The following is a 19,601-nucleotide window of genomic DNA, read 5'->3' as shown; positions in this document are numbered from 1 at the left end:
TCGCCGGATGCCGTCAGCCATCGAACTGGCCCGGGGCGATGAAAAGCTCATCGCCGCCGTCCACCGCAGCCGCCGCCTCATCAGCCGCAAGGCGCTGATGGCGGCAGCAGCCAGCGCGGTTCCCCTGCCCGGCCTCGACTGGATGGCCGATGCCGCGCTGCTCTCGCGGCTGGTGCCGCAGATCAGCGCGGAATTTGGCCTTTCGGTCACGCAGGTCGAAAAGCTCGCGCCGCACCAGCGCGAGCGCATCCAGAAGGCCGCGACCACCGTGGGCGCGCTGCTGGTCGGGCGGCTCGTCACGCGCGACCTGCTGCTGCGCCTCGCAAAGCACGCGGGCGTGCGCCTCACGGCCAAGCAGGCGACCAAGTACGTGCCCATCGCCGGGCAGATGGTGTCGGCCGCGCTCGGCTATGCGGCGCTGCGCGCGCTTGGCGAGCAGCACATCAAGGACTGCGTGCGCGTCAGCACCACCCTCGCTCTCGCGCCTCCCGAACCGCACGCGAGCGCCTGAGCGCCTCGCCGTCGAAGAGCACCTGTGCCGCCCACGCGGCGCACGCCAGCCCGAAGCAGCTGCCGCCCGCGATGGCCGGATGCGCCGCGATCAGGCCGAAGGCCAGTCCCGCCAGGGAAAGCAGCGCCAGCAGCACGCACAGCGCGCGGTCGAGCCACAGGCCCGACGTCCATCGTCGATGCACCGCCTGCTCATCGCTTCTTTGCCGGGGGGCGGAAGGCCTCGGGCCCCGGCTTCAGGGCCTCCTCCTTCGCACGCTGCTCGTAGGCAGCCAGCAGCGCGACGTAGTGGCGCGACATCACGTCGGCCACCCGGCCCAGGCCGATCTTGCTGATCGTCGGCTGCGGAATGCCTGTTCTCTGTTCGATCTGCTTCTGCGTGAGGCCCATGGCCCTCAGGGCCAGAACCAACTCCCTTGGTTTCATTCTTTCCTCCCTTTTTTTACTATTCTAGAGTTCAGGAAGAATATTCGTTTGGGCTTAAATCCCCAACCGATGGACAGCATTGCCAAACGCGCCCTGGCCGCGCGCAAATTCGCCAAGATGACGCAGAAGCAGGCCGAAGCGGCCTCGGGCGTCAAGCAGTCGAGCATTTCCAAGATCGAGCGCGGGGACGTCACTCGCTCCATGAGCGTGCTGGCGCTGGCGCGCGCTTACCGGGCCGACCCCAACTGGCTCGACACCGGCGACGGCCCCGCCCCATGGGACGAAGACCAGATGCGCCAGGCCCGCGACCGGGCCAACGAACCGCTCGGGCCGTACCGGGTGACCCACATCCCCCCGACGATTCCGAGCTTCAATCCGCGCACGCCCGGCACCGTGCCGCTCATCTCGTGGACGGACGCAGCCAACTGGGACAGCCACGAGATCTCGCAGCAGCCGCGCGCCGAGCGCTGGATTCCCTGCATCGCCCACCACAGCCTCCAGAGCTATGCGCTGCGCGTTCGCGGCGACAGCATGACCTCGCCCAGTGGCCAGCTCAAGAGCTACCCATCAGGCTCCATCGTCTTCGTCGACACCTCGCTGAGGACGCCCGACGACGGCGAGCGCATCATCGCCAAGCTCGAGGACAGCGACGAGGTCACCTTCAAGGTGTTCAAGCAGGAGGACGGCCGCCGCTGGCTGCTGCCGCTCAATCCCAAGCACGAGCCGGTGCGCTCCACCTTCACCGTGCTGGGCACGGTGGTGGGCAAGTGGGAAGACGAGGACTGAGCCCGACGCGGGCGGCGCCTCGGCAAAAAATTAGCCAGGCATTAGCTGGAACACGATTTCGTCGAGGTCAGGTTGCGTGCAGGTTCGGAAGCGATATTCATGGCTCTCCCTGTGGCCTGCATCCTCTGATCCTCCCTCCTCCAGCAGGTCACCTTCAAGCCCGCCTCGTGCGGGCTTTTTTTTGTGGATTTGCTCGCCCCCAGGCTGCGCGGCACTACGTGCCGCTTCACCAACCCCCTACCGGGGGCAACACCCGAGGCCCGGCAGAGCCGGTTCCTTGGTGTTCCTGGAATTGGGCCGTGGGTAATTTTTTGCAGTGCCCTTGGGGTGGTGCATTTGGCGCCTTGCCCGTACATTTCGCGCCGTGCAGGTCCCGTTTCGTCGCAACGGCCTCGCGGGGCAAGGGCGCGGCGGTGAGACTTCAGGAAGTCAGGCAGCCCGGGCGTTCCGGGTGTACAACCGCTGCCCCATGCCAAATCAAGACAACAATGCATTGGAGGATCACCCTGGTTCGTCGTTGCGCGCTGCGTTTGCGCGTCGACGCGCGGGGTGGCCCGTTCAGGGCGCCGTGCTCGGCGCCGTCCTGCTGCTGATGAGCGGCTGTGCGGTCGGGCCGGATTTCAGGACGCCCGACCTGCCGGCCGCCGCCGGCGGCGCGGACTACACACCCGCGCCGATGCCGGCGCGCACCGCGAAGTCCGACGTACGGGCCGGCCAGGCGCAGGAGCTGCTTCCCGGCCGCGACATTCCCGCCCAGTGGTGGGAGGTGTTCCGCTCGGAGCCGCTCGATCGGCTGATCCGCGCCTCGCTCGCCCAGAGCCCCACGCTGGCTTCCGCGCAGGCCGCGCTGCGGCAGGCCGAGGCCACCTACGACGCTAAGTCGGGCAACCTGTTGTGGCCGCAGGTCAACGCGCAGCTGGGGGTGCAACGCGAGCGAGCCTCGGAGGTCAGCACGCGGGTGGCGGGCGGCCAGTTGCTCACGCTGTACAACGCCTCGGTCAACGTCAGCTACAACCTCGACGTGTTCGGTGCCTCGCGCCGGCAGATCGAGGGCGCGCAGGCCGCCGTGGAAGCGCAGCGCTACCAGGTGGAGGCGACGTACCTCACGCTGACCTCGAACCTCGTCACCACCGCGATCCGCGAGGCCGCGCTGCGCGGCCAACTGCAGGCCACGCAAGAGGTGCTGCAGGCGCAGCGCGAGCAGCTGGGCGTGATCGAAAAGCAGTTCGACACCGGCGCGATTCCGAAGTCGATCGTGCTGCAGCAGCGCACGCAGGTCGCGCAGACGCAGGCGGCGTTACCGCCGCTGGAGAAATCGCTCGCGCAGACGCGCCACCAGCTCGCCGTGTTCGCGGGCCGTCTGCCTTCGGAGCAAGGCCTGCCGGAGTTCGACCTCGCCAGCCTCTCGCTGCCGCAGGAGCTGCCGCTGTCGCTGCCCTCCGAGCTCGCGCGCCAGCGGCCCGACGTGCGCGCCAGCGAGGCGCAGCTGCACCAGGCCAGCGCGGCGGTCGGCGTGGCCACGGCGAACCTCTATCCACAGATACAGCTCAGCGCGAGCTACGGCAACACCTCGCTGCGCGCCCGCGACCTGTTCACCGGGCCGACCACGCTGTGGAACATCGGCGCCGGGCTCACGCAGCCGATCTTCAATGGCGGTGCGCTGCGCGCGCAGCAGCGCGCGGCCGTCGCGGCCTACGACTCGGCAGCCGCGCAGTACCGCAACACCGTGCTCGGCGCCTTCCAGAACGTGGCCGATGCACTGCGCGCGCTCGAACTCGACGCGGCAGCGCTGCAGACCCAGGCCACCGCCGAGTCGCTCGCCAGGCAGTCGCTCGACCTGTCGACCGCGCAGTTCCGCGCCGGCGCGGTGAGCTACGTGACGCTGCTGACCGCGCAGCAGGCCTGGCTGCAGACGCACACCGCCCTGGCGCAGGCGCAGGCCGCGCGCTATGCGGACACGGCCGCCCTCTTCCAGGCGCTGGGCGGCGGCTGGTGGAACCGCGGTGCGCTGGCCGACGCGGCGATCGCGCCGGGGCAGCCCGCTGCGCCCTCGCCTCAGGCCTCGGCCCCGCTGAACTGAGCAGACCCGAACACTCCATAACTCCAAGAAAAGCCAATTTATGACCCGGAGAATGATCATCATGATCGGCTGCGTGCTGCTGCTGGTCGCCGTGCTCGCCGTGGGCAAGTTCCTTCAGATCCGCGCGCTGATCGCCGCAGTGCCCAAGCCCGGCCCGCAGACGGTGTCGACGGCCGAGGTGCAGAAGCTGCGGTGGCAGTCGCAGCTCACCGCGGTCGGCACGCTGAACCCGGTGCGCGGCGCCGACCTGGGCACCGAGGTGGCCGGGCTGGTGCGCACGGTGCACTTCAAGTCGGGGCAGGACGTGAAGGCCGGCACGCTGCTGGTCGAGCTCAATGCCGATTCCGACATCGCCCAGCTGCACGCGGCCGAGGCAGCCGCCGCGCAGGCCGCCATCGTGCTCAAGCGCGACCAGGCGCAGCTCGCGGTGCAGGCGGTGAGCCAGGCGCAGATCGATGCCGACACCAACGACCTGAAGGCCAAGCGCGCGCAGGTCGAGCAGCAGGCCGCGCTGGTTGCGAAGAAGTCGATCCGCGCGCCCTTCTCCGGCCGCCTGGGCATCACCACGCTGAACCCCGGCCAGTACGTGAATGCGGGCGACAAGCTGGTCACGCTGCAGACGCTGGACCCGATCTACGTCGACTTCGCCCTGCCCCAGCAGCAGCTCGCGGGCCTGGCGGTGGGCCAGGTGGTGAACCTGTCGGTCGACACCTTCCCGGGCCAGAGCTTCAGCGGCAAGATCAATGCGATCAGCCCGAAGGTGGACGCCGCCACGCGCAACGTGCAGGTCGAGGCCACCATCTCCAACCCGAAGCAGCTGCTGCTGCCCGGCATGTTCGCCAACGTGAAGATCGATGTCGGCGGCGAGCAGGAGCAGCTCACGCTGCCGGCCACCGCCGTCACCTACAACCCGTACGGCTCGACCGTGTACGTGGTGAAGGAGGCCGAGCCGCCCAAACCTGGCGCGGCAGGCACCGCGGGTGCGCCCGCGCAGCCGGCCAATCCATCGGGCGCCAAGCAGCTCGTCGCGCAGCAGGTCTTCATCGAGACCGGCCCGACGCGCGGCGACCAGATCGCCATCGTCAAGGGCCTCACGGCTGGCCAGGTGGTGGTGAGCAGCGGCCAGAACAAGCTGAAGAACGGCACGCCGGTGGTGGTGGACAACAGCGTCCAGCCCACCAACAACCCGGCGCCGACGCCGCAGGAAAAGTGAGGTCGCCCGAATGAACTTCACAGACATCTTCATCCGCCGGCCGGTGCTGGCGATGGTGGTGAGCCTGCTGATCGTGGTCCTGGGGCTTCGCGCGCTGGCCGGCCTGCCGGTCAACCAGTACCCGAAGACCGAGAACGGCGTGGTCACCATCACCACCGCCTACTACGGCGCGGACGCGGCCACGGTCGCGGGCTTCATCACGCAGCCTCTGGAGGCCGCGGTGTCGCAGGCGCAGGGCATCGACTACCTGTCGTCGTCGAGCAGCCTGGGCGTGTCGACCATCACCGCCACGCTGCGGCTGAACTACGACTCCAACCGCGCGCTGACCGAGATCAACACGCAGGTGAACTCGGTGCGCAACCAGCTGCCGCCGCAGGCACAGCAGCCGGTGCTGACGGTGGCTACCGGCCAGACCACCGACGCGATGTACATCGGCTTCTACAGCGACACGCTGCCCAACAACAACGTCACCGACTTCCTGGTGCGCGTGGTGCAGCCCAAGCTCAACGCCATTCCGGGCGTGCAGACCGCCGAGATCCTCGGCGCGCGCACCTTCGCGCTGCGGGCATGGCTCGATGCGCAGAAGATGGCCGCCTACGGCGTGACCGCCACCGACGTGAGCGCGGCGCTGGCCGCCAACAACTACCTCGCGGCCGTCGGCCAGAGCAAGGGCCAGATGGTCAGCGTGCCGCTCACGGCCGGCACCTCGCTGCACAGCGTGGACGAGTTCAAGCAGCTTTCGGTGAAGAGCGCCAACGGCGCCATCGTGCGGCTGCAGGACGTGGCCAACGTGACGCTGGGCTCCGAGAACTACGACTTCAACGTGGCCTTCAACGGCGTGCGCTCGGTCTTCATCGGCATCAAGGTCGCGCCCGAAGCCAACATCCTCGAGGTGGCCAAGCAGGTGCGCACGGTGTTCCCCGACATCCAGGCGCAGCTGCCCACGGGGCTGACCGGCAAGATCGTCTACGACTCGACCGACTTCATCAACACCTCGATCAGCGAAGTGATCAAGACGCTGGTGGAGGCGCTGGTCATCGTGACGGTGGTGATCTATCTCTTCCTGGGAAGCCTGCGCGCGGTGGTGGTGCCGCTGATCGCGATGCCGCTGTCGCTGATCGGCACCTTCTTCATCATGCTGGCGCTGGGCTACTCGATCAACCTGCTCACGCTGCTGGCGCTGGTGCTCGCCATCGGCCTGGTGGTGGACGACGCGATCATCGTGGTGGAGAACGTCGACCGGCACATGCGCGAGGGCAAGTCGCCCATGCAGGCCTCGCTGCTCGCGGCGCGCGAACTGGGCGGCCCCATCCTGGCGATGACGGTGGTGCTGGTGGCGGTGTACGTGCCCATCGGCTTCCAGGGCGGGCTGACCGGCTCGCTCTTCACCGAGTTCGCCTTCACGCTCGCGGGCTCGGTGGTGGTGTCGGGCATCGTGGCGCTGACGCTGTCGCCCATGATGTGTTCGCGCTTCTTCAAGCCCGAGCAGGACACCGGCAAGTTCGCAATGAAGATCGAGCACGTCTTCGAGCGCGTGCATCACCGCTACCAGCTGATATTGCGCGGCGTGCTCAAGACCTGGCCGGTGATGATCGTCATGGGCGCGATCCTGGTGGCGCTGCTGTTCGTGATGTTCAAGATGTCGAAGTCGGAGCTCGCGCCCGAGGAAGACCAGGGCATCGTGCTGTCGCAGGTGGTGGGCGCGCCCACGGCCACCATCAACCAGATGCAGACGTACGCCGACCAGATCTTCAAGGTCGCGCACGACACGCCCGAGTACGCGCAGCTCTTCCAGCTGACCGGCGTGCCCAGCACCAACGCGGGCATCGCGGGCGTGCTGCTCAAGCCCTGGGACGAGCGCACGCGCAGTGCGCACGACATCCAGACCGACCTGCAGAAGCGCTGGAACGGCATTGCCGGCGCGAAGGTGGTGGCCTTCCAGTTCCCGGCGCTGCCGGGTGCATCGGGCCTGCCGGTGCAGTTCGTCATCAAGACCACCGAGCCCTTCGAGAACCTGAACGCCCTCGCCCAGCAGATCATGGACAAGGCGCGCGCCGACGGAAAGTTCTACTACATCGACGCCGACCTGAAGATCGACCTGCCGCAGGCCTCCGTGGTGGTCGACCGCGACAAGATCGCCTCGCTGGGCATCACGCAACAGGACGTCGGCAACGCCATGGGCGCTGCGCTGGGCGGCGCGTACGTCAACTACTTCTCGATCTCGGGCCGCTCGTACAAGGTGATCCCGCAGGTGCAGCAGGTCGACCGGCTGAATCCCTCGGACGTGCTGAACTTCTACATCAAGACGCCCAACGGCGTGGTGCCGGCCAGCACGGTGGCGAGCCTGAAGTACAGCGTGCAGCCCGAGACGGTGAACCACTTCCAGCAGCTCAACTCCGTGACCATCCAGGGCGTACCCAGCGGCACGCAGGGCGAGACGCTGGAGTACCTGCGCGGCCTGGTCCAGCAGATGGCGCCCAGCGGCTACACGGTGGACTACTCGGGCCAGTCGCGCCAGTTCGTGCAGGAGTCGGGCAACTTCGCCATCACCTTCGTCTTCGCGCTGATCATCGTGTTCCTGGCGCTGGCGGCGCAGTTCGAGAGCTTCCGCGATCCGGTGGTGATCCTGGTTTCGGTGCCGCTCGCCCTCTTCGGCGCGATGATCTTCATCTTCTGGGGCTTCGCCTCGATGAACATCTACACCCAGGTGGGCCTGGTGACGCTGATGGGCCTCATCAGCAAGCACGGCATCCTGATCGTCGAAGTGGCCAACCGCCTGCAGAAGCAGGGCCTGAGCAAGCTCGACGCCATCGTGGAAGCCGCCGGCACCCGCCTGCGCCCCATCCTGATGACGACCGCCGCCATGGTCTTCGGCGTGCTGCCGCTGGTGATCGCCTCCGGCGCCGGCGCCGCGGGCCGCAAGGCGATGGGCATCGTGATCTTCAGCGGGCTGTCCATCGGCACGCTGTTCACGCTCTTCGTGGTGCCGGCGATGTACCTGTTCATCGCGGCGCGGCATGAGAAAGACGCGGAAGACGAAAAGGAAAGCGCCGCCGGCACGAACGCGCCGACGCTGCCGGGCAGCGTGGCACCGGAAGCCTGAGCGCAGCGCCGATCCGATCGGCAGTAAGAGCCCACGGTACTGAGGACCGTGGGCTTTTCTACGTCAATCGCAGCGGTAGAAGACCTCGCCTCCGGAAACCCGCTTGACCGCGTCTTCCGCGCCCGGGTTGGCGAGGAAGCGCATCGGTGCGCCGAAATTGCGACAGTACTTCTCGGCATCCTGCGCGGTCGGCGACTTGAAGACGCCGTTGCCCAGCGGCGTGTAGCGCGGAGCCTCGCGGGTGACACAGCCGGCTACCAATGCCGCAGAAAGAACGATGGCGGAGAAAGAAATGAAGGTACGCATCGGAAAAGGTCGGAGGCGCCAGCCAGAGCCGCCGGGGTGAGGAAAGACGGGCGACTGTAGCCGCTTCGAGAACGCTCCCCCGCCAGAGGACGGCCGGAACAGCCTGCTCGTTGCGTCACCAACGCGTTGCCCTTCGACAAGCCTTGTCGGTGCGGGACCACACGGCTGTGCGCCGTGTGTCCTCATGGCGCGCTACACGCCCGCGCTTACCTTAAGGACTTCTTTTCACCGATCTGGAGTTCAACGACATGACGACGACGACCGACCTGGGCAAGCTCTGGGACCTCATCAAGGAGACCCGCTTCGGCATGCTGACCCACCGCCATGGCGACGGCCAACTGCACAGCCATCCGCTGACCACGCAGAACAGGGACGGCGACGACGTGCGCACGCTTTACTTCTTCGTGCCGAAGAACGGAGACATCGCGCGTCACGTCGCCAGCGACCCGGTGGTGAACATCGCCTATGCCAACACCGACGACGACAGCTACGTGTCGGTGTCGGGCCACGCCACGCTGCTTGAGGACCAGGCAAAGAAGGAAGCACTCTTCAACAAGATGGCGCAGGCCTGGTTCCCCAATGGCCCGACCGATCCCAACCTCGGCCTGCTCGCAGTGGCGGTGGTCGATGCCGAGTACTGGGACGTGGACGACAGCAAGATGGTGCAGCTCTACAAGATGGCGAAGGCCGCCATCACGGGCGAGCCGCCGAAGGACCTTGGCGAGCACAAGAAGGTTGCGATCTGAGCGCAGGGCCGTTGGTGTCGCGCAGGCGGCAGCATCAGCGATCACAATGGCCGGCGCACTCGGCAAAAAAAGAGCGCTCGACCAGTATGGTGAGCGCTCCAGGGTGTTGGTAGGACGTACTGGATTCGAACCAGTGACCAACGGATTAAAAGTCCGCTGCTCTACCAACTGAGCTAACGTCCCGAACCATTTTTCTGTTCTTCGCCGAAGTGATATCCGGCAAAGCCAAAGATTATAGCGTGTGCTTTGACGCTATTTTGTCCAGAACCCAACCTGCTGCGCACTGGCCGAAAGTCGCGGTCACGCTGACCACCGATCCGTAGCCATGGCAGTTGAGCGTGCCGTCACCGCTCTCGATGGCGCACGAGGCATCGGGAGGCGCCACGCTCTCGCGGCTGAACACGCAGGCGACACCGATCTTGCGGCCTTCGCGCGGAGCGCCATGCTCCTTGCGCAGGCGCTGGCGCAGTTGGGCCAGCAGCGGGTCGTGCGTGACGAGCGACAGGTCTTCGATGTCGACCTTGTGCGCCTGCCGCTTGCCGCCAGCGGCGCCCAGCGTGACGAACGTGGCGCGCGACGCTCGGGCCCATGCGGCCATCGCCACCTTGGCCTTCACCTGGTCGCAGGCATCGATGACGGCCGTCGCCGGCCCGTTCGCAGCCTGGGTCGCGTCGAGCAGCGAGAGCCAGTTGCCGGGCTCGACGAAATCGTCGATGGCCTGCACCTTGCACTCGGAGTTGATCTGCGCGATGCGCTCGCGCATGGCCTCGACCTTGGCCTGCCCGACGGTTGCATCGAGCGCATGGATCTGGCGGTTGATGTTGGACTCCGACACGTGGTCGAGGTCGATCATGGTCAGCCGCCCCACCCCGCTGCGCGCCAGCGCCTCGACGGCCCAGGAGCCGACACCGCCGATGCCGACTACCAGCACGTGGGCATCGCGGATTTGTGCGGCACCGGCCACGCCGTACAGCCGCTCGAGGCCGCCGAAGCGGCGCGCAAAGTCAGGCGCCGAGGTGTCGGTGACGACATCCGCGGCGGCTGTGGGAGGAGTGAGAGACGCAGTGGCGATGATGGCGCTCAAGCGGAGTGCTCCGCCCTCATCAGCGCAGGCGCGAGAGACGTTCGCGACCGGCCTGCGCGGCTTCGGACTGCGGGTAGGCCTTGGTCAGGTCTTCCAGCGTGCGGCGCGCAGCACGCGTGTCCTTCAGCTCGATCTGGCAGTTCGCGATCGACAGCACGGCCTCGGGGGCCTTGGCGTGGTCGGGCGCGAGCGAGAGCATGGAGCGGAAGTTCGCGATGGCCTCGTTGTAGTTGCGCGTGGCGTACTGCGCATTGCCCAGCCAGAACAGCGCCGAGGCGTTGTAGCCGCTTTGCGGGTAGCGCTTGACGAATTCGGCGAACGCGGTCTGCGCCTGCGCGAACTGGCCCGAGCGGAACACGCCGAGGGCAGCCTCGAAGTCGGCCTTTTCCTTGGGGTCGGCGGTGAACTCGCGGCCGTCCACCGACACCTTCGAAGGCTCGCTCTGGCGGAGCTTGTCGTCGATGGTGGTCTGGCGCGACTGCATTTCGCTCAGCGTGCGCGTGAGCTGCTCGTTCTGCCCCGTCATGCGGGCCAGGTCGCCGCGCATCTGCTCGATCTGGTTCTGCAGGTCGAGCAGGCTGCGACGCAACTGGCCGTTCTCGTCGGTCAGCCGCTGGTCGGTCTGCTGGCGCATGGCCTCGACGCGCTGGCGCAGGTCGAGGATGGCGCGGCGTGCCTCGTCATCCTCGAACAGCGCAGCCTGCGAGGCCGCCGAGACGCAAAGCAAGGCCGCGGCCAGTGCCGAGCCTCGCAGGAGGGCGCGTGGCATCACCGGGTGTAGCGGATTTCGGCGCGGCGGTTCTGCGCCCAGACTTCCTCACCCGAGCCGGTGACCGCAGGCTTTTCCTTGCCGAAGCTCACGGCTTCGATCTGGTTGTCGTTCACGCCCAGCAGGGTCAGCGCGCGACGCACGGCTTCGGAACGCTTCTGGCCCAGCGCCAGGTTGTACTCGCGGCCGCCGCGCTCGTCGGTGTGGCCTTCGATGGAGATGCGGCGCTGCGGGTTGGCCTTCAGGAAGCGGGCATGGCCGTCGATCAGCGACTGGAACTCGGGCTTGACCGTGTAGCTGTCGTAGTCGAAGTAGACGATGCGCTCGACGCCCACCGGACCTTGAGCGGTGCCCGCGGTCGGGTCGATGGTGACAGGTGCCACGGTGCTGGCGCCTTGCTGGCCGCCAGCCGTGCCGGACCGGTCGGTCACCGGCGTTTCGTTGAGCTTGGTGCCCGACGAGCAACCGGCGATGAGAGCCACGATGGCCAGCGAATAGAGCGAACGTTTCAACATTTTTTCAAACTCCTCAAAGAAACCTTGGTCATTGCTTTTGGAACGGACCCCAGTCCGGTTCACGGATGTCTCCCGCCTGCCCCGCCAGTCGTGCCTTTATTTTTCCATCGAGCGTGGTCGTCATGAGGGCCTCGCGGCCCTGCAACTGGGTTGCATAGACGATCAGCTTGCTGTTCGGAGCAAAACTCGGACTTTCGTCCGCGGAGGTGTCGGTGATCGCGCTGACGTTGCCGGTTGCCAACTCCATCACATGGAGTTTGAAGGCGCCGCCCACTCGCGAGATGTAGGCCAACCACCGGCCGTCGCCGCTGACGGACGGAGAGATGTTGTAGGTGCCGCTGAAGGTCACGCGCGTCGGGCCGCCGCCGCCGGCGCTCATCTTGTAGATCTGCGGGGCGCCGCCGCGGTCGCTCACGAAATAGATCGTGCTGCCGTCGGCCGAGTACACCGGCTCGGTGTCGATGCTGGAGCTTTGAGTGAGCCGGCGCGGCTCGCCGCCGTTGGCCGGAATGGAGAAGAGCTGCGAGCCGCCGTCGCGGCTGAGCGTGACCGCCAGCGAGTTGCCGTCGGGCGCCCAGGCCGGGGCGCTGTTCGAGCCCTTGAAGTTGGCGAGCAAGCGGCGCTGGCCGGATGCCACGTTGTGCACGTACACGACCGGCTTGCGCGACTCGAAGGAAACGTACGCGAGTTGCTGACCATTGGAAGACCAGCAGGGCGAGATGATCGGCTCGGGGCTGGCGAGCGCAGCCTGCGCGTTCTCGCCGTCGGCATCGGCCACCCACAGCGAATAGCGGCTGCCTGCCTTGGTGACGTAGGCGATGCGCGTCGAGAAGATGCCCTTTTCGCCGGTCAGCTTCTCGTAGACGTAGTCGGCAATGCGGTGCGATGCGAGGCGCAGGTCGCCCTGGGGAACGGTGTAGCTCTGCCCGCCCAGGTCCTGTCCCTTGACCACGTCCCAGAGGCGGAAACGCACGTCGAAGCGGCCATCGGCCAGCCGAGTGACGCTGCCGGCGACCAGCGAATCGGCAGTGCGCTGGCGCCAAAGGGAAAGGTCGGGACGCGAGGCTTCGTCGAGGGCCTGGCCCGAGGCATCGACGCCCCGGAACTGGCCGCTTCGTTCCAGGTCGGCCTGGATGATGTCGGAGATCTTCTGTGGGGAGGCCTCTTGCCCCTTGAATGGAACGAGCGCGATCGGCAGCTGCGTGAGCCCCACGCCCGAAACCTCGACCCGGAACTGGGCGAGTGCAGGAATCATGGGGGAGGCCGCGAGAGCCGCAATGAGGGTGCGGCGTGCAAATAGCGATGAAGAAGGAGTTGGAATTTGGGCTGACAACGGCTTGTTCATGCGGTTCGGAGAGGTTTCCGGGTGAAAAAGTTCTCCCCGGCTTCAACAGGCGAGATGTTACACACTGCCCAGAGGCTGCCGTCACAAAACGTTTATCCGTCGATCCGGTCCTACACAGGGGGCGGCTGCGCGCCTGCAAAGGCCCGACCCGTAGAATCCGCCGCCATGCAAGCATCCCCCGGCGCCGAGATCGCGCGCCCTCCCCTGATGCGCCGCCTGGCGCGACTCATGACATGGTTTGGCGGCTCCCGTCAATGGTGGGCACTCGGACTGATCGGGGCTCTGCTGGCTGCAGTCACCGAGCCGCTGATGGCGGCCCTGCTGAAGCCGCTGCTCGACCGCGGCTTCACGCGCGGCCAGATGCCTCTGTGGTTCGTGCCCGCCGCGGTGCTGCTGCTCTTTGCGGTGCGGGGCATCGCCCAGTTCATCTCGCAGTACGCGCTCTCGCGCATCGCCAACGAAGGCATGCAGAAGCTGCGGCGGGTGCTGTTCGAGCGGCTGCTCGGCGCCGAGCTCGCGCTGTTCGCCCGCCAGTCGGCCAGCGCCCTTTCGAACACGGTCGTCTATGAAGTGCAGACCGGCGCGATGCTGCTGGTGCAGGCGCTGCTCGGCCTCACGCGCGACGGCTTCACGCTGGTCGCGCTGCTGGGCTACCTGATCTACCTGAACTGGAAGCTCACGCTCATCGTTGCTTTCCTGGTGCCGAGCATCTCGTGGATCATGAAGGTGTTCTCCAAGCGGCTCTACCGCCTGACCCAGCAGGGCCAGCAGGCCACCGACGAGTTGGCCTACGTGGTCGAAGAGAACGTGCTGGCCCACCGCGTGGTGCGCCTGCACGGTGCCGAAGACGCCCAAGGCCGCCGCTTCGAGCAGCTGAGCCAGCGCCTGAACCGCCTGGCCGTGAAATCGACCATCGCGCAGGCCGCCACCACGCCGCTCACGCAGATGATGGCCTCGCTGGCGCTCTCGGTGGTGGTCATGATCGCGCTCTGGCAAAGCGGCAAGCAGGGCTTCACGGTGGGCGGCTTCGTGGCGTACATCACGGCCATGCTGATGCTGATCGCGCCGATCCGTCGCCTGGCCGAAGTGGCGGGCCCCATCACGCGCGGCCTCGCCGCGCTGGAGCGCGGGCTGATCCTCATCGACGAAGTGGCTCCCGAATCGCAGGGCAGCTTCACCCTCGAACATGCGCAGGGCCGCATCGAGCTGCGCAACGTGAAGGTCAGCTATCGGGGCGACGACGAGCTTCGCGCACTCGACGGTGTGAGCCTGACCATCGAGCCCGGCCAGGTGGTCGCATTCGTTGGGCCCTCGGGCTCGGGCAAGACCACGCTGGTCAACCTGCTGCCGCGCTTCGTTCAGCCCAGTAGCGGCCAGGTGCTGCTCGACGGCCACGACACGAGCGAGTGGCAGCTCAAGAGCCTGCGCGCCCAGTTCGCGATGGTGAGCCAGGACGTGGTGATGCTCAACGACTCGCTGGCCGCCAACGTGGCGCTGGGTTCCGAGATCGATCGCGAGCGCGTGCAGCAATGCGTGGACGCGGCCAACCTGAGCTCGCACGTCGAGAACCTGCCCCAGGGCATCGACACCGTGCTGGGCCACAACGCGACGCAGCTCTCGGGCGGCCAGCGGCAGCGCCTCGCCATTGCCCGCGCGCTCTACAAGAACGCGCCGATCCTGCTGCTGGACGAGGCCACCTCCGCGCTCGACACCGAATCCGAACGGCTGGTGCAGGACGCCCTCCAGCGCCTGATGCAGAACCGCACCACGCTGATCGTGGCGCACCGCCTCTCGACCATCCAGCACGCCGACCGGATCATCGTGATGGAACAGGGCCGCATCGCCGAGCAAGGCAGCCACGAGCATCTCATGGCACTCGATGGCCTCTACGCGCGGCTGCAGACGCTGGCCGTACGCACCGCCCCGCCGGGACAGGACCCGACGCTTTGACCGACCGGTGCTGCCTCAGAGCAGCACGATGTCGTACTGCCCCTGCCCGATCGCCGGCTCCGACTGCAGCGATATCGGCTTGCCGATGAAGTCGCTCAGGCCCGCAAGGTGCTGGCTCTCCTCATCGAGGAAGAGTTCGATCACCTGCGGCGACGAGACGATGCGGAACTCGCGCGGCGTGAACTGGCGCGCCTCACGCAGGATCTCGCGCATCACGTCGTAGGCCACGCTGCGTGCGGTCTTCACGATGCCCTGCCCGCCGCAGGCGATGCAGGGCTCGCACAGCATGTGCGCCAGCGATTCGCGCGTGCGCTTGCGCGTCATCTCCACCAGTCCGAGCTGCGAGAAGCCGCCGGCGGTGGTCTTCACGCGGTCGCGCGCAAGCTGCTTGCGAAACTCGGCCAGCACCTGCTCGCGGTGGTCGTCGCGGCCCATGTCGATGAAGTCGACGATGATGATCCCGCCCAGGTTGCGCAGCCGCAGCTGCCGCGCGATGGCCTGCGCTGCTTCGAGGTTGGTCTTGAAGATGGTGTCGTCGAAGTTGCGCGCGCCGACGAAGCCGCCGGTGTTCACGTCCACCGTGGTCAGCGCCTCGGTCTGGTCGACGACGAGGTAGCCGCCCGACTTCAGGTCGACCCGCCGGCCCAGTGCCTTCGCGATTTCCTCGTCGACCGAATACAGGTCGAAGATCGGCCGCTCGCCCTTGTAGTGCTGGAGCTTGCCCGCGGCCTTGGGCATGTATTCGAGGCCGAACTTCAGCAGCAGCTCGAACTGCTCGCGCGAGTCGATGCGGATGGTCTGCGTTTCCTCGCCGGTCATGTCGCGCAGCACGCGCTGCAGCAGGCTCAGGTCCTGGTGCAGCAGCGACATCGGCGGCATGCGCATCGAGGCGTCGCGGATGCGCGACCAGGTCTTGCGCAGGTAGGCGATGTCCTCCGCGAGCTCCGCGTCGCTGGAGTCTTCGCCGTTGGTGCGCAGGATGAAGCCGCCCGTGTTGGCCGGCACCACGCCGCCGCTGTCGGCCGCCGCGGCGGCCTCGATGAGCGCGAGCATCCGGTTGCGCAGCGATTCGCGCTGGTCAGAGGGGATCTTCTGCGACACGCCGATGTGGTTGTCCTGCGGCAGGAACACCAGCAGCCGACCGGCGATGCTGATCTGCGTGGAAAGCCGCGCACCCTTGGTGCCGATCGGGTCCTTGATGACCTGCACCAGCAGCGACTGGCCCTCGAATACCTGCTTCTCGATGGGCACCATCGGCCCGCCGTTGCGGTGGTCGCGCTCGGGTGCCGGCGCGCTGGGGCGCGAACCCGGCGTGAACGGCGCCACGATGTCGGCCACATGCAGGAAGGCGGTGCGCTCCAGCCCGATGTCGATGAAGGCCGACTGCATGCCCGGCAGCACGCGCGACACCTTGCCCAGGTAGATGTTGCCGACCAGCCCGCGTTCCAGCGTGCGTTCGACGTGCAGCTCCTGCACCGCGCCGTGCTCGATCAGCGCCACGCGGGTCTCCTGCGGAGACCAGTTGATGAGGATGTCCTGGCTCATAGGCTCGCCCCCCAGGCTGCGCGCACTTCGTGTCGCCTCGCCCACCCCACTGCCGGGGCGCGCCGCCGGCGGCCCGGCCAAGCCGGTTCAGCGGCGGCCCTGAAAAAGAATGCGGTCTTGAGTGTCATGGCGTGTTCACTTGAGCATCCCCGCCTGCCGCAGGAGTTGTGCGGTCTCGAACATGGGGAGGCCCATGATGCCCGAATAGGAGCCGCTGATGTGCTCGACGAACGCCGCCGCCGCACCCTGGATGGCGTACGCGCCGGCCTTGCCCAGCGGCTCGCCGCTTTCCGCATAGCGGGCGATCTGCTGCTTCGTGATCTCGGCGAAGCGCACCCGCGACACGCTGAGCGCGGCATGGCTCTTCTTGCCGTGGTGCAGCGCCACCGCGGTCAGCACGCGGTGGGTGGTGCCCGAAAGCATCCGCAGCATGCGCGCGGCGTCCTTTTCGTCTTCCGGCTTGCCGAGGATGGTCCGGCCGAGGGCGACCGTGGTGTCGGCGCAGAGCACCGGCGCCTGGGGCAGGCCGCGCCTGCGCATGCGGGCGACGGCGGCGTCGAGCTTCAGGCCGGTCACGCGCTGCACATAGGTGGCCGGAGCTTCGTTGGGCAGCACGGCTTCGAGCGATTCGGCATCCTCGTCGGCATCGGCCAGCAGCAATTCATGGCGAACGCCGAGCTGGCCGAGCAACTGGGCCCGACGCGGGCTCTGCGAGGCGAGGTAGATGAAATCCGGCAAGGTTCAGGTCTCCCGTGGACTCGGCGGATCGCCGGCCACCATGTGGTTCCAGGCCAGCCCATGCGGCAGGCCCGGAGGTCCGAAAAGAAAGTGAAGGACGCGGCGGCGTGCCGGCGACTTCGCCCGCGACGAGGCATGCAGCAGCAAGGGACGCATCAGCAGCGCGTCGCCCCGCGCCGCCGTGCAGACGGTATCGCCATGGGCGGCGCACAGGGCCTGCGCTTCATCGGGGTCGAGCCGGCCCGCACGGTGGCTGCCCGGCACGACGCGCAGCGGGCCGGCGTCGGCACCGCAGTCGTCCAGGTGCACGCGTACGGCGAGAAGCGACTGCAGCAGGTCGATCGGCGGCTGCACATAGGGCTCGCCTTCCTTGATGACGGCGGGCATGCCGTCGGCCGAAGCCGGGATGGACGTGTCCTGATGCAGCGCGACCAGCCAGTTCCTTTCGGGCGTCTTGTCGAAGAGCGTGCATTGGACGGCCACCGACGACGCATCGAGCAGGCCCTTGAGGCACAGCCGCGCCTTCAGCTGGATGGCCATTTCGCGGCACGGCGGATGAGCCAGCAGATTGCGACTGCCCGCCGCCTGCCCCAGCCATTGATCGAGCGACTTCGCCGCAGCATCGAGCATCGCGGGCGGCAACGGCGCCGGCACCAGCAGGTGGCCTCGTCCCTCGAGCAATGCGACCTGCCCTTCGGCGTTCGTCATTCGCGGTGGTAAGGATGGCCCGCGTTGACCGACCACGCCCGATACAGCTGCTCGACCAGCAACACGCGCGCCATCGCGTGCGGCAGTGTCAGGTCGGACAGCCGGATGCGCTCGTGGGCCGCAGCCTTGAAGGCCGGGTCCAGTCCGTCGGGCCCGCCGATGACCAGGGCGACGTCGTCACCCTCGCCCTGCCAGGCCTGCAGCCGCGCCGCAAGCGCCTTTGTGGTCAGCGCCGTGCCGCGCTCGTCGAGCACCACGATGCGCATGCCGCGAGCAATGGCGCCCTCGATGCGCTCGCGTTCGGCGGCATAGAGGGTTTCGAGCGTCTTGGAGCCGCGCGGCTCGGTCTTGACCGCGCGCAGCTCGAGCTTGAGTTCGGGCGGAAAGCGCTTGGCGTAGTCGTCCCAGGCAGTCTGAGCCCAATCGGGCATGCGCTGCCCGACGGCGACCACCAGCAGCTTCATGCGCGGCGGGCTGGCGCCTTCCTGGCAGCCGTCGTCTTCTTGGCCGCAGGCTTCTTGGCAGCGGGCTTCTTGGCAGCGGGCTTGCCCACGACCTGGACCGGCACGCGCGCGGTGGTGGTCTTCCTGGCGGGTGCCTTCTTGGCAGCGGTCTTCTTGGCCGGCGCCTTCGCAGCCTTGGCTTCCTGCTCGGCCGCGCGGATCGCGGTCTTGGCGGCACTGGAGCGGCGCAGCGTCGGCTCCTTGGCGGGCTTCTTCTCCTCGGCACCGGCCTTGGCGCCCGTGGCTGCCGCCGGCTTGGTGCCGCCGAGCTTGGCACGCACAGGCTTGTCGCCCCAGATCTCTTCGAGGTGGTAGTACTGGCGGATGGCGGGCTGCATGATGTGCGCGACGGCCGAACCGCAGTCCACGATGATCCACTCGCCGTTGTCCTCACCCTCCACGCGCGGCTTGGCGAAACCGGCTTCGCGCACCGCATCGCGCACGCTCGCGGCCAGCGCCTTGGTCTGGCGGTTGGAAGTGCCCGATGCGACGATCACGCGCTCGAACAGCGGCGAGAGATGCTCGGTGTCGAATACCTGGATGTCCTGCGCCTTGACGTCTTCGAGGCCATCGATGATGGCTCGCTGGAGTTTCTGGATATTTTTCTTTGCGGCGGCTTCAGTGGTCATCAGGCAGAGCGGTAGAGGTGGTGTTGGTCAATATAGCGTGCAACCGTGGGCGGAACCAGCGAGGAAATGTCCACGCCGAGCGCCGAGCGCCGCCGGATCTCGGTGGCGCTGATGTCCATGGGAGGCAATTCGAGCGCTTCGAAACGCGCGCCAGCCGGAAGGCCGGGCAATGTTTTCGGATCAAAACGGGCAGGGTTACCCGTCGATAGTGCGCGATACGCTACAGAAACAGTAGCAATGCCGAGTATATCCTGCCAGCCGTGCCAGGTCGGAAGCGCGGCCGCCTGGTCCGCGCCCATGATGAGCACCAGCTGCGCACCAGGCTGCTCGCTCTGCAGTTCATGCAGGGTGTCGAGCGTGTAGGTGGGGCCGTCGCGCAGCACCTCGCGGCTGTCGACCACGACCGTGCCCCGCAGTTCGCCGAAGGCCAGCCGGGTCATGGCGAGCCGGTCTTCCTTGGGCGTCAGCTCGCGGCTCTTGTGCCAAGCCTGGCCGGTGGGAATCACGTGCAGTTCATCGAGATGGAGCTGCGCCAGCGCGGCCTCTGCCAGCGCCACGTGGGCGTTGTGCGGCGGATCGAATGCGCCGCCGAAGACGCCGATACGCCGTGCCTTCATTGCTCGCACGCGAGAAATCGGCAGCAGC

Annotated in this window: 20 protein-coding genes and 1 tRNA gene; 7 read left to right on the top strand and 14 right to left on the bottom strand. The window is 67.3% G+C overall.

Going from position 1 to position 19,601, the window contains the following annotated elements:
* The first annotated feature begins 7 nt into the window (after nucleotides 1-7).
* Nucleotides 8-511 (top strand): hypothetical protein, encoded by a 504-nt coding sequence (locus FHY06_RS02445; RefSeq protein ID WP_019652846.1) that lies wholly within the window; start codon nucleotides 8-10, stop codon nucleotides 509-511.
* On the opposite strand, the gene FHY06_RS02440 is transcribed toward FHY06_RS02445, so the two are convergent.
* Entirely contained in the window at nucleotides 462-695 is a 234-nt protein-coding gene (locus FHY06_RS02440) for a hypothetical protein (protein WP_019652847.1), read from the bottom strand. The genes FHY06_RS02445 and FHY06_RS02440 overlap by 50 nt on opposite strands.
* A gap of 7 nt (nucleotides 696-702) precedes the next feature.
* Nucleotides 703-936: a helix-turn-helix domain-containing protein gene (locus FHY06_RS02435; protein WP_019652848.1), complete on the bottom strand. Its 234-nt coding sequence runs from the start codon at nucleotides 934-936 to the stop codon at nucleotides 703-705.
* Between the two features lie 69 nt (nucleotides 937-1,005).
* Here FHY06_RS02435 and FHY06_RS02430 point away from each other — a divergent pair, with 69 nt between their 5' ends.
* The 4 genes from FHY06_RS02430 (at nucleotide 1,006) to FHY06_RS02415 (ending at nucleotide 8,118) form a co-directional block, all read left to right on the top strand.
* Nucleotides 1,006-1,722 (top strand): helix-turn-helix domain-containing protein, encoded by a 717-nt coding sequence (locus FHY06_RS02430; protein ID WP_019652849.1) that lies wholly within the window; start codon nucleotides 1,006-1,008, stop codon nucleotides 1,720-1,722.
* Between the two features lie 568 nt (nucleotides 1,723-2,290).
* Nucleotides 2,291-3,802 carry an efflux transporter outer membrane subunit gene (locus tag FHY06_RS02425; RefSeq protein ID WP_311733664.1) on the top strand — a complete coding sequence of 504 codons (1,512 nt, stop codon included), beginning with the start codon at nucleotides 2,291-2,293 and terminating at the stop codon, nucleotides 3,800-3,802.
* 40 nt (nucleotides 3,803-3,842) lie between these two features.
* Entirely contained in the window at nucleotides 3,843-5,015 is a 1,173-nt protein-coding gene (locus FHY06_RS02420) for an efflux RND transporter periplasmic adaptor subunit (protein ID WP_038113798.1), read from the top strand.
* Nucleotides 5,016-5,025: 10 nt separating this feature from the next.
* Nucleotides 5,026-8,118 carry an efflux RND transporter permease subunit gene (locus tag FHY06_RS02415; protein ID WP_184603177.1) on the top strand — a complete coding sequence of 1,031 codons (3,093 nt, stop codon included), beginning with the start codon at nucleotides 5,026-5,028 and terminating at the stop codon, nucleotides 8,116-8,118.
* A gap of 63 nt (nucleotides 8,119-8,181) precedes the next feature.
* Here FHY06_RS02415 and FHY06_RS02410 read toward each other — a convergent pair whose 3' ends face one another.
* Entirely contained in the window at nucleotides 8,182-8,424 is a 243-nt protein-coding gene (locus FHY06_RS02410) for a hypothetical protein (RefSeq protein WP_184603174.1), read from the bottom strand.
* A gap of 248 nt (nucleotides 8,425-8,672) precedes the next feature.
* On the opposite strand from FHY06_RS02410, the gene FHY06_RS02405 reads away from it, so the two are divergent.
* A complete protein-coding gene (locus FHY06_RS02405; protein WP_184603172.1) occupies nucleotides 8,673-9,170 on the top strand; it encodes a pyridoxamine 5'-phosphate oxidase family protein in 498 nt (165 codons plus the stop codon).
* Nucleotides 9,171-9,277: 107 nt separating this feature from the next.
* On the opposite strand, the gene FHY06_RS02400 is transcribed toward FHY06_RS02405, so the two are convergent.
* From FHY06_RS02400 to tolB, 5 genes are all read right to left on the bottom strand, one after another.
* Nucleotides 9,278-9,353, bottom strand: a tRNA-Lys gene (locus FHY06_RS02400).
* Nucleotides 9,354-9,402: 49 nt separating this feature from the next.
* Entirely contained in the window at nucleotides 9,403-10,254 is an 852-nt protein-coding gene (locus FHY06_RS02395; RefSeq protein ID WP_184603170.1) for a tRNA threonylcarbamoyladenosine dehydratase, read from the bottom strand.
* A gap of 19 nt (nucleotides 10,255-10,273) precedes the next feature.
* Complete coding sequence (ybgF, locus tag FHY06_RS02390; RefSeq protein WP_019652856.1) at nucleotides 10,274-11,023, bottom strand: tol-pal system protein YbgF; 750 nt, start codon at nucleotides 11,021-11,023, stop codon at nucleotides 10,274-10,276.
* Complete coding sequence (gene pal, locus FHY06_RS02385; protein ID WP_019652857.1) at nucleotides 11,023-11,538, bottom strand: peptidoglycan-associated lipoprotein Pal; 516 nt, start codon at nucleotides 11,536-11,538, stop codon at nucleotides 11,023-11,025. The genes ybgF and pal overlap by 1 nt, the downstream gene beginning before the upstream one ends.
* A 28-nt stretch (nucleotides 11,539-11,566) precedes the next feature.
* Nucleotides 11,567-12,793, bottom strand: a complete 1,227-nt coding sequence (gene tolB, locus FHY06_RS02380; protein WP_221404091.1) for a Tol-Pal system beta propeller repeat protein TolB — start codon at nucleotides 12,791-12,793, stop codon at nucleotides 11,567-11,569.
* Nucleotides 12,794-13,048: 255 nt separating this feature from the next.
* Between tolB and msbA the strand changes: the two genes are divergently transcribed.
* Nucleotides 13,049-14,833 carry a lipid A export permease/ATP-binding protein MsbA gene (gene msbA, locus FHY06_RS02375; protein WP_184603166.1) on the top strand — a complete coding sequence of 595 codons (1,785 nt, stop codon included), beginning with the start codon at nucleotides 13,049-13,051 and terminating at the stop codon, nucleotides 14,831-14,833.
* A 15-nt stretch (nucleotides 14,834-14,848) separates the two neighbouring features.
* On the opposite strand, the gene rng is transcribed toward msbA, so the two are convergent.
* From rng to nadD, 6 genes are all read right to left on the bottom strand, one after another.
* Entirely contained in the window at nucleotides 14,849-16,378 is a 1,530-nt protein-coding gene (gene rng, locus FHY06_RS02370) for a ribonuclease G (protein ID WP_019652860.1), read from the bottom strand.
* A 135-nt stretch (nucleotides 16,379-16,513) separates the two neighbouring features.
* Entirely contained in the window at nucleotides 16,514-17,116 is a 603-nt protein-coding gene (locus FHY06_RS02365; RefSeq protein ID WP_184603164.1) for a Maf family protein, read from the bottom strand.
* Between the two features lie 3 nt (nucleotides 17,117-17,119).
* The gene (locus FHY06_RS02360; protein WP_184603162.1) at nucleotides 17,120-17,824 is read right to left on the bottom strand and encodes a phytanoyl-CoA dioxygenase family protein; all 705 of its coding nucleotides are present in this window, start codon (nucleotides 17,822-17,824) and stop codon (nucleotides 17,120-17,122) included.
* On the bottom strand, nucleotides 17,821-18,288 hold the full coding sequence (gene rlmH, locus FHY06_RS02355) for a 23S rRNA (pseudouridine(1915)-N(3))-methyltransferase RlmH (protein WP_126181685.1): 468 nt from the start codon (nucleotides 18,286-18,288) through the stop codon (nucleotides 17,821-17,823). The genes FHY06_RS02360 and rlmH overlap by 4 nt, the downstream gene beginning before the upstream one ends.
* Nucleotides 18,285-18,956, bottom strand: coding sequence for a ribosome silencing factor (gene rsfS / locus FHY06_RS02350; RefSeq protein ID WP_184603159.1), 672 nt, complete (start codon nucleotides 18,954-18,956; stop codon nucleotides 18,285-18,287). Before rsfS ends, rlmH begins: the two co-directional genes overlap by 4 nt.
* The gene (gene nadD / locus FHY06_RS02345; RefSeq protein ID WP_019652865.1) at nucleotides 18,956-19,573 is read right to left on the bottom strand and encodes a nicotinate (nicotinamide) nucleotide adenylyltransferase; all 618 of its coding nucleotides are present in this window, start codon (nucleotides 19,571-19,573) and stop codon (nucleotides 18,956-18,958) included. Before nadD ends, rsfS begins: the two co-directional genes overlap by 1 nt.
* Nucleotides 19,574-19,601: the final 28 nt, after the last annotated feature.

The sequence above is a fragment of the Variovorax atrisoli genome (assembly GCF_014195185.1).
Classification (GTDB): Bacteria; Pseudomonadota; Gammaproteobacteria; order Burkholderiales; family Burkholderiaceae_C; genus Variovorax; species Variovorax atrisoli.
Note: the sequence above shows the minus strand (reverse complement) of the source record. Positions and strands in the feature narration are given on the sequence as shown.

What these genes read in the sequence shown, in the direction of transcription:
- rlmH (WP_126181685.1), bottom strand. Translation starts at nt 18,288, where the DNA reads ATGAAGCTGCTGGTGGTCGCCGTCGGGCAGCGCATGCCCGATTGGGCT.
- FHY06_RS02445 (WP_019652846.1), top strand. Translation starts at nt 8, where the DNA reads ATGCCGTCAGCCATCGAACTGGCCCGGGGCGATGAAAAGCTCATCGCC.
- tolB (WP_221404091.1), bottom strand. Translation starts at nt 12,793, where the DNA reads ATGATTCCTGCACTCGCCCAGTTCCGGGTCGAGGTTTCGGGCGTGGGG.
- nadD (WP_019652865.1), bottom strand. Translation starts at nt 19,573, where the DNA reads ATGAAGGCACGGCGTATCGGCGTCTTCGGCGGCGCATTCGATCCGCCG.
- FHY06_RS02420 (WP_038113798.1), top strand. Translation starts at nt 3,843, where the DNA reads ATGACCCGGAGAATGATCATCATGATCGGCTGCGTGCTGCTGCTGGTC.
- rng (WP_019652860.1), bottom strand. Translation starts at nt 16,378, where the DNA reads ATGAGCCAGGACATCCTCATCAACTGGTCTCCGCAGGAGACCCGCGTG.
- FHY06_RS02405 (WP_184603172.1), top strand. Translation starts at nt 8,673, where the DNA reads ATGACGACGACGACCGACCTGGGCAAGCTCTGGGACCTCATCAAGGAG.
- FHY06_RS02360 (WP_184603162.1), bottom strand. Translation starts at nt 17,824, where the DNA reads ATGACGAACGCCGAAGGGCAGGTCGCATTGCTCGAGGGACGAGGCCAC.
- pal (WP_019652857.1), bottom strand. Translation starts at nt 11,538, where the DNA reads ATGTTGAAACGTTCGCTCTATTCGCTGGCCATCGTGGCTCTCATCGCC.
- rsfS (WP_184603159.1), bottom strand. Translation starts at nt 18,956, where the DNA reads ATGACCACTGAAGCCGCCGCAAAGAAAAATATCCAGAAACTCCAGCGA.
- FHY06_RS02410 (WP_184603174.1), bottom strand. Translation starts at nt 8,424, where the DNA reads ATGCGTACCTTCATTTCTTTCTCCGCCATCGTTCTTTCTGCGGCATTG.
- FHY06_RS02415 (WP_184603177.1), top strand. Translation starts at nt 5,026, where the DNA reads ATGAACTTCACAGACATCTTCATCCGCCGGCCGGTGCTGGCGATGGTG.
- msbA (WP_184603166.1), top strand. Translation starts at nt 13,049, where the DNA reads ATGCAAGCATCCCCCGGCGCCGAGATCGCGCGCCCTCCCCTGATGCGC.
- FHY06_RS02435 (WP_019652848.1), bottom strand. Translation starts at nt 936, where the DNA reads ATGAAACCAAGGGAGTTGGTTCTGGCCCTGAGGGCCATGGGCCTCACG.
- ybgF (WP_019652856.1), bottom strand. Translation starts at nt 11,023, where the DNA reads ATGCCACGCGCCCTCCTGCGAGGCTCGGCACTGGCCGCGGCCTTGCTT.
- FHY06_RS02430 (WP_019652849.1), top strand. Translation starts at nt 1,006, where the DNA reads ATGGACAGCATTGCCAAACGCGCCCTGGCCGCGCGCAAATTCGCCAAG.